A 14108-nucleotide genomic window follows, 5' to 3' on the forward strand; every position below is an offset into this window, starting at 1 on the left:
AGGCTGTGCGCCAACATCGCGAGAGCACCCAGGCACCGAGTGCTTCCCGCAGTGGTTCAAACAGCCCGTTGTTATCGGGTTGACTCCGCGTCGGCTTCGGCGAACGCCTCACGGGCCAGGCGGAAGCTGTCTACCGCTGCCGGGACGCCACAGTAGATGCCGACCTGCAGCAGGATCTCGCGAATCTGTTCACGGCTCAGGCCGTTGCGCAGCGCGCCACGGATGTGCAGCTTGAGTTCGTGAGGGCGATTGAGCGCGGAAATCATGGCCAAGTTTATCATGCTGCGCTCTTTGAGCGACAAACCATCCCGGCCCCACACATGACCCCAGCAGTATTCGGTCACCAGTTCCTGCAAGGGCTTGGTGAACTCGTCGGCGTTCTGGATCGAGCGGTTGACGTAGTCTTCGCCCAAGACCTGGGTACGGATTTCCAAGCCTTTTTCGTACTTTTCGTTGCTCATGCAGCGCTCCGAAATAAAAACGGGGGCCACGACCGAGGGTGAGTCGCGTAGCCCCCTAAACAGTGTGCGGTCGGCCGAGCCACCGCGACCAGTCGATCAGCCCAGTGCCGGCAGCGCGCCGAGCTTGCCGCGGTGGTACACCATCGGCGTCAGCGGTTCGGCCGGCAGAATGAGGTTCTTCACCGCACCAACGATGATGGCGTGGTCGCCACCGTCGTATTCGCGCCACAACTCGCACTCGATCACTGCGGTGGCCCTGGGCAGCAATGGGTTGCCCAGTTCGCTCAGGTGCCATTCGATGTCTTTGGCTTTGTCCTTGCCCTTGCTGGCAAAAGCATAGGCCGCCGCAGTCTGCTCGGCCGACAGCAGATGGATCGCGAATTTCTTGCTGTCGCGCAGAATCGGATAGGTGTCCGACGCATAGTTGGGGCAGAACAGCACCAGCGCCGGATCGATCGACAGCGCGCTGAACGCGCTGGCGGTGATGCCGACGATGCCGCCTTCGGCATCCAGGGTGGTGACCACCGTGACACCGGACGGGAAGGAGCCCATCACCTCTTTATAGATGCCAGGTTCGATCATCTTGGCGTTACCTCTTAGCGCATCACGAAGGGATCGGGCATCGGCGCGGTGGACAAGTTGATCCACACGGTCTTCAGCTCGGTATAGGCCAGCACCGAATCGATGCCGCTTTCACGGCCGTAGCCGCTGTTCTTGAAGCCGCCGATCGGCGCCATGGCCGATACTGCCCGATAAGTGTTGACCCAGATGATGCCCGAGCGCACGTCGCGGGCCAAGCGGTGGGCACGGCCCAGGTCGCGGGTCCAGATGCCGGCGGCCAGGCCGAACTGCGAATCGTTGGCCATGGCCAGCGCCTCTTCCTCGGTTTTGAAGCGAATCACCGCAGCTACGGGGCCGAAGACTTCTTCTTGCATGATGGTCATCGAGTTGCTGTCGCATTCGAACAGGGTCGGCTCGTAGAACCAGCCTTCGCCTTCCACCTCGGCGCGTTTGCCGCCCAGGTGCAGCTTGGCGCCTTCGGCTTTGGCCGCCGCGACCAGGCCCTCGACCACGGCTAGCTGTTGCGCGGTGGCCATGGGGCCCATCTCGCTGGCGTCGTCTTGCGGGTTACCGATGCGGATGCGTTTGGCGCGCTCGATCAGGCGGCCGACGAATTCGTCGAAGATCTCGTCCTGCACCAGCAGGCGCGAGCCGGCTACGCAGCTCTGCCCGGACGCGGCGTAGATGCCGGCCACGGCGCCGTTGATGGCGCTGTCCAGATCGGCGTCGGCGAAGATGATGTTCGGCGACTTGCCGCCCAGCTCCAGCGACAGCTTGGCGAAGTTCTCGGCGCTGCTGCGCACCACGTGGCGGGCGGTCGCCGCACCGCCGGTGAAGGCGATCTTGCGCACCAGCGGGTGGCGGGTGAGGGCGGCCCCAGTGGTCGGGCCGTAGCCGGTGACCACGTTGACCACACCGGCCGGGAAGCCCGCCTCGAGGGCCAGGCGGGCCAGTTCGAGAATGGTCGCCGAGGCATGTTCAGAAGGCTTGAGCACGATGGTGTTACCGGCGGCCAAGGCAGGCGCCAGCTTGATCGCGGTCAGGTACAGCGGGCTGTTCCACGGAATGATGCCGGCCACGACGCCGATCGGCTCATGCACCGTGTAGGCGAACAGGTCGGGCTTGTCCAACGGCAGGGTGCCGCCTTCGAGCTTGTCGGCCAAGCCTGCGGTGTAGTGGAAGAACTCGGGCAGATAACCGACCTGGCCACGGGTTTCGCGGATCAGCTTGCCGTTGTCTCGGCTTTCCAGCTGCGCCAGGTGCTCTTTGTTTTCGGTGATCAGGTCGCCCAGACGGCGCAGCAGCTTGCCGCGCGCCGTAGCGGTCAGGCCGCGCCACGCGCTGCCGTCGAACGCACGCTGGGCGGCCTGTACGGCCAGTTCCACGTCGCTTTCATCGGCGTCGGGCAGTTGCGACCAGGCTTGCGCCGTGGCCGGGTTGAGGCTGTCGAAGGTCTTGCCGTTCTGCGCATCGACCCATTGGCCGTCGATGCACATCTGGAAACGTACGAGGGTCATGCCACTATCCCCTTGGCGGATTCGTTGAGGGTGCGCGCGTGCGTGAGGAAGTCCAGCAGCATCCTGTTGACTTCGCGTGGCGCTTCGACCGGCATCATGTGCCGCTGTTCGGCCAGCACCACGCTCTGCGCATTGGGGATGCGCGCGGCCAGTTGGCGCGCCATGGTCGGCGTGGAGCCTGCGTCCAGCTCGCCGGTGGCGATCAGCGTGGGCGCCTGGATGCTGCCCAGGTCGTCGGCACGGTACATGTCCTGGGTCGCGAACAGCGAATAGGTGGTGTGGTAGCCCGACGGGTCGTTCTGCGCCAGGGTCTGGCGGATGGCGGCGACCTGCGCCGGGTTGGCGGCCTTGTACTCGCGGCTGAACCAGCGGTCCAGCGCCGCATCGACGTTGGCGTCCGGGCCCAGTTCGGCGGCTTGGGCCGCGCGCGCGATCACGCCGGCACGCTGTTCGGTGGAGCGGTTGAAGACGCTGTTGAGCACCACCAGTGCCGACAGGCGCTGCGGGTAGTGCAGGGCGAAGGCGCGTGCCACCAGGCCGCCCATGGAGAAGCCGATGACGGTGGCCTGGGGAATTTGCAGGTGGTCGAGCAGCTCGGCCAACTGGTCGGCATAGGCTTGCAACGAGGTGTCGGCAGCGGGTAGGCGGCTTTGGCCGTGGCCAAGCATGTCGTAGCAGATGACGCGGTGGTCGTTGGCCAGGCCCACGACCTGCCCGCCCCACATTTCCTTGTTCAGGCCCACGCCGTGGATCAGCACCACGGGATGCCCCTGGCCTTGGCTCAGGTAGCTGGTCCCGGCCGGCGTACGTTCAGCGACAGGCTGAATCATGGATGACGCTCCTTGAAAGCCGGCACGCTGAAAAGTCGCCCCGGCTTGTCTGGTTATTGTTATTGAGCGTTGGCTTTCTCGGCAGCCAGTTCTTCCAGATCGATGTAGCGGTTGCCGATGCGCGGGTGCAGGCGGCCGCCGTCGGCTGCGCCGAGCACGATGACGATTTCATCGGCACGCGGCGCGTCTTCGATCTGCATTTCCAGGGTGATGTAGTGCGAGCGCAGGCCTTCGTCGTCCTTCTGCATCATCGGGATCTGGATCGAGGTGCCCGGGCCGCCGCGCTTGTTGGTGAAGCTCAAGTAGCTCTTGGCTTGCACCGCTTCGCGGTAGTGGTTGCCGAAGCGCAGGGTATGGATCACGGCCGAAGCGTGTTCGATCTCGCCATCGGCACCGACCACGGCGGCTTTGCCGTAGGCTTCGATCTTGTCCGCGCCACCGATGGCGGCGGTCAGACGCTCGACCATCAACGCACCCAGCTCGGAGCAATTGGCACGGATTTCCGGCTTCAGGTCTTCGACGAAACCACGGCCTGCCCATGGGTTCTTGATCACGACGGCCAGGCCGACCATGGTCACGGGCTTGTCGGCGGCCTTGAAACCTTCGATGCGGGTCTCTTCGGAGTAGGTGACGATCTTGCGGATTTCGAAACTCATGAGCGGCTCCAGGGGAGGTTATCGGGTCTTGTTGTCTGATGGTATACCATAATATTTGTTGTGCAAGTGCCTGCGGCAAATTTCCCGTGCGCCGTGCAGCCGAGGGGAGCTGGTCCGGTATTCATGACGCGTTCCGTGTCGCTCACCGAGCGAAGACTTAAAAAAAAGCCCGCGCCGGGACCGTCGGTCACCAGGGCGGGCGCGTCCTGCACTGAGTCAGGCAATGGGAATTCAGGCGAAGGCGGGCACCACTTCCTTGATGAACAGCTCGAGGGATTTCTTCTTCTCGGCATGCGGCAGGCTGTTGTCACACCAGAAGCTGAATTCGTCGACGCCCAGTTCCTGGTAGTACTTGATGCGCGCGATGATCTCTTCGGGGGTGCCGATCATGGTGTTCTTGCGGATGTTGTCCAGGGCGAAAGCCGGCACTTCGGCGAACTTGGATTCCGGGCTCGGCTCGAGGAAGCCATTCACCGGAGTGGTCTTGTTGCCGAACCAGGCATCGAAGGTGCGGTAGAAGCGCGAGATCGCCTCGGCACCGACCTTCCAGCCCTCGGGTTCTTCGGGGCTGTGCACGTGGGTGTGGCGCAGCACCATCAGTTGCGGGCGTGGCACATCCGGATTGTTGTCGAGCGCGGCCTGGAACTTGTTCTTCAGGTCCAGCACTTCTTCGTCGCCCTTCATCAATGGGGTGACCATGACGTTGCAGCCGTTGGCCACTGCGAAATTGTGCGAATCCGGGTCGCGCGCCGCGATCCACATCGGCGGCATGCCGGTCTGCACGGGCTTGGGCACGCTGGTGGAGGTCGGGAACTTGTACACCTCGCCTTCGAAGGCGTAGTCGCCTTCCCACAGCTTGCGTACCACCGGGACCATTTCGCGCAGTGCCTTGCCGCCGTCGGTGGCCGGCATGCCGTTGGCCATGCGGTCGAATTCGAACTGGTAGGCGCCGCGGGCCAGGCCCACTTCCATGCGGCCGTTGCTGATCACGTCGAGCAGGGCGCATTCGCCGGCCACGCGGATCGGGTTCCAGAACGGCGCGATGATGGTGCCGGCGCCCAGGTGGATGGTCTCGGTGCGCGCGGCCAGGTAGGCCAGCAGCGGCATGGGGCTGGGCGAGATGGTGTATTCCATGGCGTGGTGTTCGCCGATCCATACCGTGCTGAAACCGCCTTTTTCGGCCATCAGGGTCAGTTCGGTGAGGTCTTCGAACAGCTGGCGGTGGCTGACCTGGTCATCCCAACGTTCCATGTGCACGAACAGCGAAAATTTCATGGGGTATTCCTCGACGCGTGAAAGGTGTCGTCTGCCGGGCAGACGCCGTGTAGCTCGACGGGCGCGTCGGCGCCCGTGCGTTAATCAGGAAGTCAGGCCAGGGACGGCAGGCTGGCCATCTTGCCGCGGCAATACACCATCGGCTGGGCGGCCTGCTCGGGCACGATCAGGTTCAGCACCTTGCCGACCATGATGGCGTGGTCGCCACCTTCGTACTCCCGCCACAGTTCGCATTCGATGACGGCGGTGGCGCCGGCCAGGATCGGGTTGCCCAGGGCGCTCAAGGTCCACTCGATGCCGGCGGCCTTGTCCTTGCCCTTGCGGGCGAAGGCATAGGCTTCGGCCTGCTGCTCGCCGGAGAGCAGGTGGATGGCGAAGCGCTTCTGCTGGATCAGGACCGGGTAGGACTCGGAGGTGTAGTTGGGGCAGAACAGCACCAGCGGCGGCTCCATCGACAGGGAGGAGAACGCGCTGGCGGTCAGGCCGACGATCGCGCCTTCGTCATCGAGGGTAGTGATGACGGTGACGCCGGAGGGGAAGGAACCCATGACGTTTTTGTACAGGGTGGCGTCGATCATGACGGAGTCCTCAAAGGGGTAGCGGTGGGCCGCTTTTTATCGTTGATGTGTCTGATGGTATACCGTAATACCTAATTTGCAAGCATAAATTTCTTGGCTCGAAAAAATCATGATGGGCGGCTGGAGACCAGGTTTCATAAGGCCTCGGGCCAATCCAGTTCAAGCCAAGAGGCGGGCTGAAACGTATCAGTTGCGGAATTCATCAGCGGATCAGAGTTGTCAAAAAGTTGGAATACCATAATATGGTCTTCAGCTGAGAGGCCGCCCCGATGCGGTTTCCTACAACGATAAAAACGACCTCCGAGCTCAAATCCTATGTCCCAGCCGTCTTCGCAAAAGCAGTTTGTCGAAAACCACACGGTCGATTACGTTCCGCCCGCCGAACGCCATGGGAAGGCGCGCGATCTGTTCACACTCTGGTTCAGCACCAACATCGCGCCACTGCCCATCGTCACCGGGGCGATGGTCGTGCAGGTGTTCCACCTGAACCTGCTCTGGGGGCTGATCGCCATCGCCTTGGGCCACCTGCTCGGCGGGATCGTGATCGCTTTGGCCTCGGCCCAGGGGCCGCAGCTGGGCATTCCGCAGATGGTGCAAAGCCGCGGTCAGTTCGGACGCTACGGCGCGTTGCTGATCGTGTTCTTCACCGCCCTCATCTACATTGGCTTCTTCATTTCCAACATCGTGCTGGCCGGCAAGTCGATCCACGGCATCGCCCCGAGCGTGCCCATGCCGACCGCCATCGTCATCGGCGCCCTGAGCGCCACCGCCATCGGTGTCATCGGCTACCGCTTCATCCATAGCCTGAACCGCATCGGCACCTGGGTAATGGGTTCGGCGCTGTTGGCCGGCTTCATCATGATGTTCGTTCAGGACCTGCCTGCCGACTTCTTCAGCCGCGGTGCCTTCAACCTGTCGGGCTTCATCGCCACCGTGTCGCTGGGCACCATCTGGCAGATCAGCTTCTCGCCCTATACCTCCGACTATTCGCGCTACCTGCCGCGTGAAGTGGGTATCGCCAAACCATTCTGGGCCACTTACTTCGGCGCCACCCTCGGCACCATCCTGTGCTTCAGCTTCGGCGCGGTCGCCGTGCTGTGCGTGCCGGAAGGCACCGACGCCATGGACGCGGTGAAGCAGGCCACCGGCTGGCTGGGCCCGATCCTGATGGTGCTGTTCCTGCTCAACATCATCAGCCACAACGCCCTCAACCTGTACGGTGCTGTACTGTCGATCGTGACCGCGATCCAGACCTTCTTCGCCAACTGGACGCCGAGCGTGAAACTGCGCGTGGTCCTGGCCTCGGTGATCCTGCTGGGCTGCGGCACCGTGGCGCTGAATGCGTCGGCCGACTTCATCGGCCAGTTCATCGGCTTGATCCTGGCGCTGTTGCTGGTGCTGGTGCCCTGGGCCTCGATCAACCTGATCGACTTCTATCTGATCAAGAAGGGCCAGTACGACATCGCCTCGATCTTCAGCGCCGACGGCGGCATCTACGGCCGCTTCAACCACCATGCGATCATCGCCTACGCCTGCGGCATCCTCGTGCAGCTGCCGTTCGCCAACACCTCGCTGTATGTCGGCCCGTATTCGAACATCGTCGAGGGGGCCGACTTGTCGTGGGTCTTTGGCCTGCTGGTGACGGCGCCGCTGTACTACTGCCTGGCGACCCGCCGCAAGCATGGCAAAGGCGTCAAGACTGCCCGAGTGGTGCCGGCCAACCACTAAGTGAAGCGATGACGCCGTGCGAAGAAGGGCCGCTGATGCGGCCCTTCGTCGTTGTTGCAGCACCATTAGGAAGGTCGTTGTCGCCATGGATGACGCTTGCTTTCATCGCCGCACTCAGCGTTGCAATCGTTCGGCGAACGGTGTGTGTTCATGGCGATGTGGGCTTCAGAGCTTGAACTGCGCCACCAGACCGTTGAGGTCCACCGCCAGGCGCGACAAATCTTGGGCCGCCGCGCTGGTCTGATTGGCGCCGGCCGAGGTCTGCATGGCCAGATCGCGGATGTTGACCAGGTTGCGATCCACCTCGCGCGCCACCTGCGCCTGTTCCTCCGAGGCGCTGGCGATCACCAGGTTGCGCTGGTTGATCGAGGCGATGGCTTCAGCGATGACTTCCAATGCCTGGCCGGCGCCCTGGGCCACACTCAAGGTGCCGTTGGCGCGGCCCTGGCTGCTCTGCATGGCGCTGACCGCGCGGCCAGTGCCGGTCTGGATGCCGGCGATCATTTCTTCGATCTCTTCGGTCGACTGCTGGGTGCGGTGGGCCAGGGCCCGGACCTCGTCGGCCACCACGGCGAAACCGCGCCCGGCTTCCCCGGCACGCGCCGCTTCGATGGCAGCGTTGAGTGCTAGCAGATTGGTTTGCCCAGCGATCGCGCCGATCACGTCCAGTACCCGGCTGATGTCGTTGGCATGGCTGGCCAACTGCTCGATCTCCTGGGCAGTGCTGGCTACGTCGCTGACCAGATGCTCGATGGAAACCAGCGCCTGGTTGACCTGCTGGCGGCCGTCACGGGTGTTCTGGTCGGCACCCTTGGAGGCATCGGCGGTGCTCACGGCGTTGCTCGCCACTTCCTCGACCGCAGCGGTCATCTGATTCACCGCGGTGGCAGCCTGGTCGATCTCGGCGCTTTGCTGGTGCAGCCCGCGGCTGGTGTCCTCGGTGACCGTGTGCAGCTCTTCGGAGGCAGACGCCAGTTGGTCGGAAGAGGCAGCGATCCTGCGCAAGGTGTCGCGCAGGTTCTGCTGCATGCCTGCCAAGGCGCGCAGCAGCAAGGCCGGCTCGTCTCGGCCCTTGATGGCAATGGTGTGAGTCAGGTCGCCGGTCGCCACACGTTCGGCCACGGTCACGGCCTCGGCCAAGGGCACGACGATGCTGCGGGTGAGGAGGGTAGCGATGGCGGCCAGCGCCAGCATGATGACCACCAGGGCTGCGACGATCACTGTAAACGCTTCGTCGGCCACATCACTGGACGCTTGCGACGCGTCCCGCGCGCCGTTGTTGTTGAAGGTCATCAGTGCACCAAGTGCAGTCATCATCGCGTCGGCATCGGCCGCCAAGGGGCCGGTGACTCGGGCCCTTGCTTCGGCGACCTGACCCTGGGTCATTTGCTCGAACACCTGCGCCTGCCCTTCGCGATAGCGCTGCCAGGCGCTGTTGAACGCGGCGAAGAGTACCCGGTCCTGTTCTTCGACGATGGTTTGGCGATAGTCCTCGATACGCGTCAGCAGTTGCTTGTCGAGCGTTTGCGTCGTGGCCAGGTTGCGCTGGCGCAGCTCGGCATCCTCGTCGAGCAGTGTGCGCAAGGTCATGGCGCGGGCGCGGCCGATATCGGTGCCGACGTCGCTCAGGGCGGAAATCGCCGGTAGCCAGGTGATGCGAATGTCGTCGGTGGCGGTGTCCATCTGCCGGGTTTCGTACAGTGCGAGCAGGCCCATGGTCAGCACCAGCACGCCCAGTAGGGCGAACATGCTGGCGGCCCGTCTACCGATCTTCATATTACGAAACTGCATGGGTTGCTCCTGAACGTTGGCGGCACGTCGCCAAAGCGTGGTGTGAGCGGCTACCCAAGGGCCAGGCTCCGGAGACAATGCGCAGTGGGGCAAGGCGATCCTTACCTTCCGGGTGTTGCGGCAAAAATGATTACATAACGCCACTACCCTGAACAGCGCTAGACCGCGGGTTCCAGGGCTTTCGGCGGGTTTTGCAGAGTGGTTGGCAATTAACTTTCGCCGAGGCGCCAGGCAGGGTTGCGCCATGGCTTGTAGCGGATGCAAAGCCCGTCGTACCCATCCGTCCCGGGCTTAGGTAGGATGGGCCCCTTCATTTCAGCATTTCCGAGGACACCGTGGATTTTCTTGCCGAGTACGCAAGCTTTCTCGCTAAGACCGCGACCGTGGTCATTGCGCTGCTGGTCGTGTTGTCAGCCTTCGTGGGCCTGCGGGGCAAAGGCCGGCGCAGTGCCGGTGGGCAGTTGCAGGTCACACGCCTGAACGACTTCTACAAGGCGCTGCGCGAGCGGCTCGAATCCGGGCTGCTGGACAAAGCCCAGCTCAAGACGCTGCGCAAACAGCAGGCCAAGGCCAAGAAACGTTCGCGCAAGGACAAAGCCGCCGACAAGCAGCGCGTGTTCGTGCTGGATTTCGACGGCGACATCAAGGCCTCCGCCACGCAAAGCCTGCGCAACGAAATCACCGCCTTGCTCACCCTGGCCACGCCCCAGGACGAAGTGGTGCTGCGTCTGGAAAGCGGGGGCGGGCTGGTGCACAGCTACGGCTTGGCCGCCTCGCAGTTGGCGCGCATTCGCCAAGCCGGGATTCCCTTGACCGTGTGCATCGACAAAGTGGCCGCCAGCGGTGGTTACATGATGGCCTGCATTGGCGAGAAGATCGTCAGCGCGCCGTTCGCCGTGATCGGCTCGATCGGCGTGGTGGCGCAGGTGCCCAACGTCAACCGCCTGCTGAAGAAGCACGACATCGATGTCGAAGTGCTCACCGCCGGCGAATACAAGCGCACCTTGACGGTACTGGGCGAAAACACCGAGAAGGGCCGGGAGAAATTCCAGGAAGACCTCGACATCACCCATGAGCTGTTCAAGAACTTCGTGACCCAATACCGTCCGCAGCTGCACATCGACGAAGTGGCCACCGGCGAAGTGTGGCTGGGTGTGGCAGCGTTGAATCGGCAGTTGGTCGATGAACTGGGCACAAGTGACGAATACCTGAGTACCCGGGCGCGTCAGGCACAGCTGTTCCATCTGCACTTCGCCGAGCGCAAGAGCCTGTCCGAGCGCATCGGTATGACGGCGAGCGGAGCGGTCGAAAGCGGTTTCGTCAGCCTCTGGAGCAAGCTGGGCCGGTGGCGTTAACACCTTGAGTGGCTTGGAAATTTTTTCACGGGTGGGGTTGCAAGGTCTGGGGAATGCGGACATAATGGCCCCCATCGAAACGCAAACAGCTTGAAAAAGTCGTTTAGTTTCAAGGAGATAGCGAAGTTGGATGCTAACTCCGAACTTTGAGGCCGAGTAGCAAAGTGGTTATGCTCCGGATTGCAAATCCGTCTACGCCGGTTCGATTCCGACCTCGGCCTCCATATTCGAAAGCCCCGCAGATTCTGGTCTGCGGGGTTTTTCTTTGTCTGTAGGAAAGGCAAAATTTTCCGCAACTTCTGACATCGTTTCCGCAACCCAGGTCATTCCGTGGGCTGACTTCATCGGGATGGCGATAGGCTCCAAAGCCCTCAAAGAGTCCTATATACGGGCTTTTGTTCATAGACAAAAACTCTCGATCCTTACTCAACGCTCGTAATAGACCTTCACCGGCATCCGATAGCTTCGCCCTCGTTTGCAGCACCATTCGGTAAAACTGCCTTCAGGCGCTTGCACATAGGCTTTCCAATCCGCAACGAGACACTCGAAGTACCGGACCTCATCGTTCAGGTAGGCCAGCGCTTCGGGCTCGGGTGCCTGCGCTATCAAGGCTTTGGCCCGCTCCAGCGCCGAGGTCGCCTTTTCGGGGCTGCCCAAGAACACGGACTCGTCCAAATGATGGGTAGCGTGGTCAACCCACCCCAGTGAGAAATCGATCAGAATTTTGCGTACGGGCATATCTTCGGGGCAGGCGGCGAGCGCTCGGTTGAGCAGTTCGGCATCGCGTTCGAGCATCCCGAGCCAGCGTACCGGAAGGCTTGCCTCGGTATCCTCTTCCATCCAGGCCTTCAACGTGGGCACCAGAAAACGAGCGATCAGTGGCTGGGTCATGAACTGGTGTGCTCCCAAGGTGCGCATGTTGGCCTCGAGCACTTCGACGGCGGCGCTGCGTGCGGTTGCGCTATCGAAACGACGCGATGCAGCCAGGAAGGCCTCAAGTTCGGCGAAGGCCGCGCGGCGTAGCCCTCGTTCACGGTACCGGCAGTAGTTCGCCAGCGGTTTGAGTTCAGGGCGGGCCTCCAAACTGTCCGCGACCGCCAGCAGTCCTTGAAAGTTAGCTTTATTCCAGTAATGCATGCCTATCCGCCTCGCGAGCCCCAATGATCTGTATGGCGCCATCCCGCACTTGAACTTGCATGGGCTGGCGGGCCTTAGCGTGGCTTACGCAATGGTCAATGTCACCAGGTGACACCCACGGCATTCATCCACTATGGGCAAGAAGGGTTGTTCAATGCCTCAGGATCTTGGGGCGCCGGACGCATGTCTTGGCGGCCCTGCTTCCAACTGTACCCGGAGGCTTTTTGCGCCTGGACACACGCACCTCAAAGCACTACGCCAGACACCCCCGCGTCGAACTTGCCGCACCGCTCCCCAGTCACATCATTAACCTTATCGCGGAGGCACTTATGAGCAGCGAATTGAAGCTGGAGCCTCAGCGGCTGACACCAGCGCGTGATGAGGGGGGCTGGTTGCCCTTGGAGGAGTACGGTGCTTTGGGTGACGGGCGATCCGTCGCGTTGGTGGGCAGCGACGGTTCCATCGACTGGTGGTGCGTACCGCACATGGATTCGCCGCCTTTGTTCGACAAGCTGCTGGCGCCCGATACGGGCGGCTTTTTTGCGCTGAGGCCGACGAGCCCCTATTCGATCGAGCGGCGTTATCTCACCGACAGCAACGTACTGGAAACGCTGTTTCTCACCGAACAGGGTCAAGTGCGCCTGCTCGAGTCGCTCAACAGCGGCCCGGCCGGGCGCTTGCCTTGGGGAGAGCTGGCCAGGCGTCTGGAAGGGTTGAGCGGAGAGGTCACCTTCGAGCTGAGCATCGACTTCGGCACCCAGGCCGACACGGTCAGCAGCTACCTCACGCCCACCGGCAATGGTCACGTGTTCCACGCCGGCGACATCCTCGGCATGTTTCTGCACGACGAACACCTGCATATCGAGCGCGAAGACGACCTTGGCGTGCGCGCCACCCTGACCATCAAAGCCGGCGAGCGCAGCACGGTAGCCTTGATCGCCGGCCGCGACGAGCCTTTGATCGTGCCGCCCATGAAGCTGATCGACGCCCGTATCGATGGCTCGGACCGCGAATGGCGCCAGTGGACCGAGGGCCTGGACTACGACGGCCCGTACCAGTCGCTGGTGGTGCGCAGCGCGTTGGCGTTGAAGCTGCTGTTGTCGTCGCCCAGCGGCTCGATCATGGCCGCTGCCACGACTTCGCTCCCGGAGCGCATCGGCGGCGACAAGAACTACGACTACCGGTTCGCCTGGATCCGCGATGCCGGTTACACCATCGAGGCGTTTCTCGGCATCGGCGCGCAGTTGGAGGCCAAGGCAGGCTTCACATGGCTGCTCAACCGTCTGCAGGAGCATGGCGCCAAAGTGTTCTACACCCTCGATGGCGCAGTGGGGCAGGGCACGCGGCCTATCGACCTGCCTGGCTACAAGCATTCGCCGCCTCAGGTAGGCAACGATGCCACCGACCAACTGCAGCACGGTGTGTACGGCGACATTTTCGAAACGGCGCGCTGCTTCATCGACTGCGGCGGCGTGCTGGATTCGGGTAATGCCGTCATGCTGTCGAGGCTGGCCGACGAATGTGCGGACCTGTGGCGCCAAGCCGACTCCGGCATCTGGGAGTTACCGGAAACGCAGCACTACACGCAATCGAAGATCAGTTGCTGGCAGGCCCTGAGCCGTGCCATCGAGCTGGCCGACCGCGGCCATTTGCCGACCACGTGCCGCGACCGTTGGGACCGCGAGCGGCAACGCATCGAACAGTGGATCGAAACCCACTGCTGGAACGAGCAGAAGCAGGCATACAGCTTCTATGCCGGCAGTGACCGGCTGGACGCGTCGATCGCCTTGGCCGTGCGTTTCGGTTACCCCCATCAGGATCGCCTGGCCTCTACCCTGGCGGCGGTGCACCGCGAGCTGGGCTGCGGTGCGTTCCACTACCGCTACAGCGGTGCCGATCAGGAGGAGGGCTGTTTCCTGGCGTGTACCTTCTGGCTGGTCGAAGCTTGGGCGCTGCATGATGAGTGCACGCAAGCCGAGGAGACGTTCCGTGCCGCCGTCAGGGGCTTGGGGGCGGGCGTGGGGATCTACTCGGAGATGGTCGATCCGCACAGCGGCGCCTTCCTGGGCAACCTGCCGCAAGGGCTGACACATCTGGCCTTGCTGCGCGCAGCTCGCTCATTGGGGGGGGCCAAACCGGACCGCTGAAACGATCGGCAAGCGAATGCCCGCGCAGGAGGTGACGGCTCCTGCGCGGATCCTGATGGCTTGTAGGCAGCG

General features: G+C 62.8%; 12 protein-coding genes and 1 tRNA gene. 4 read left to right on the top strand and 9 right to left on the bottom strand.

Annotated features, from left to right (window positions below):
• Window positions 1-71: 71 nt before the first annotated feature.
• The 7 genes from ACSMEV_RS12245 to ACSMEV_RS12275 form a co-directional block, all read right to left on the bottom strand.
• Window positions 72-461, bottom strand: coding sequence for a carboxymuconolactone decarboxylase family protein (locus tag ACSMEV_RS12245; protein ID WP_459205390.1), 390 nt, complete (start codon window positions 459-461; stop codon window positions 72-74).
• A gap of 96 nt (window positions 462-557) precedes the next feature.
• Complete coding sequence (locus ACSMEV_RS12250) at window positions 558-1043, bottom strand: flavin reductase family protein (RefSeq protein WP_296267543.1); 486 nt, start codon at window positions 1041-1043, stop codon at window positions 558-560.
• A gap of 14 nt (window positions 1044-1057) precedes the next feature.
• On the bottom strand, window positions 1058-2539 hold the full coding sequence (locus tag ACSMEV_RS12255; protein WP_459205391.1) for an aldehyde dehydrogenase: 1482 nt from the start codon (window positions 2537-2539) through the stop codon (window positions 1058-1060).
• Window positions 2536-3369, bottom strand: coding sequence for an alpha/beta fold hydrolase (locus tag ACSMEV_RS12260; RefSeq protein WP_459205392.1), 834 nt, complete (start codon window positions 3367-3369; stop codon window positions 2536-2538). The genes ACSMEV_RS12255 and ACSMEV_RS12260 overlap by 4 nt, the downstream gene beginning before the upstream one ends.
• Before the next feature lie 59 nt (window positions 3370-3428).
• Window positions 3429-4025 (bottom strand): amino acid synthesis family protein, encoded by a 597-nt coding sequence (locus ACSMEV_RS12265; RefSeq protein ID WP_296267549.1) that lies wholly within the window; start codon window positions 4023-4025, stop codon window positions 3429-3431.
• A 231-nt stretch (window positions 4026-4256) separates the two neighbouring features.
• Window positions 4257-5300, bottom strand: a complete 1044-nt coding sequence (locus ACSMEV_RS12270) for an LLM class flavin-dependent oxidoreductase (protein ID WP_459205393.1) — start codon at window positions 5298-5300, stop codon at window positions 4257-4259.
• A gap of 92 nt (window positions 5301-5392) precedes the next feature.
• Window positions 5393-5878, bottom strand: a complete 486-nt coding sequence (locus tag ACSMEV_RS12275; RefSeq protein ID WP_459205394.1) for a flavin reductase family protein — start codon at window positions 5876-5878, stop codon at window positions 5393-5395.
• Window positions 5879-6193: 315 nt separating this feature from the next.
• Here ACSMEV_RS12275 and ACSMEV_RS12280 point away from each other — a divergent pair, with 315 nt between their 5' ends.
• Window positions 6194-7606, top strand: a complete 1413-nt coding sequence (locus tag ACSMEV_RS12280; RefSeq protein ID WP_459205395.1) for a purine-cytosine permease family protein — start codon at window positions 6194-6196, stop codon at window positions 7604-7606.
• Window positions 7607-7771: 165 nt separating this feature from the next.
• Here ACSMEV_RS12280 and ACSMEV_RS12285 read toward each other — a convergent pair whose 3' ends face one another.
• Window positions 7772-9643 carry a methyl-accepting chemotaxis protein gene (locus ACSMEV_RS12285; protein WP_459208335.1) on the bottom strand — a complete coding sequence of 624 codons (1872 nt, stop codon included), beginning with the start codon at window positions 9641-9643 and terminating at the stop codon, window positions 7772-7774.
• Window positions 9644-9732: 89 nt separating this feature from the next.
• Here ACSMEV_RS12285 and sohB point away from each other — a divergent pair, with 89 nt between their 5' ends.
• Window positions 9733-10752 (top strand): protease SohB, encoded by a 1020-nt coding sequence (sohB, locus tag ACSMEV_RS12290; protein ID WP_459205396.1) that lies wholly within the window; start codon window positions 9733-9735, stop codon window positions 10750-10752.
• A 150-nt stretch (window positions 10753-10902) separates the two neighbouring features.
• Window positions 10903-10976 (top strand) — tRNA-Cys (locus ACSMEV_RS12295).
• Window positions 10977-11178: 202 nt separating this feature from the next.
• Here the strand turns inward: ACSMEV_RS12295 and ACSMEV_RS12300 are convergent.
• On the bottom strand, window positions 11179-11889 hold the full coding sequence (locus tag ACSMEV_RS12300; protein WP_459205397.1) for a hypothetical protein: 711 nt from the start codon (window positions 11887-11889) through the stop codon (window positions 11179-11181).
• Window positions 11890-12281: 392 nt separating this feature from the next.
• Between ACSMEV_RS12300 and ACSMEV_RS12305 the strand changes: the two genes are divergently transcribed.
• Complete coding sequence (locus ACSMEV_RS12305; RefSeq protein WP_459208336.1) at window positions 12282-14036, top strand: glycoside hydrolase family 15 protein; 1755 nt, start codon at window positions 12282-12284, stop codon at window positions 14034-14036.
• Window positions 14037-14108: the final 72 nt, after the last annotated feature.

This window comes from Pseudomonas sp. MLB6B (assembly GCF_054508135.1).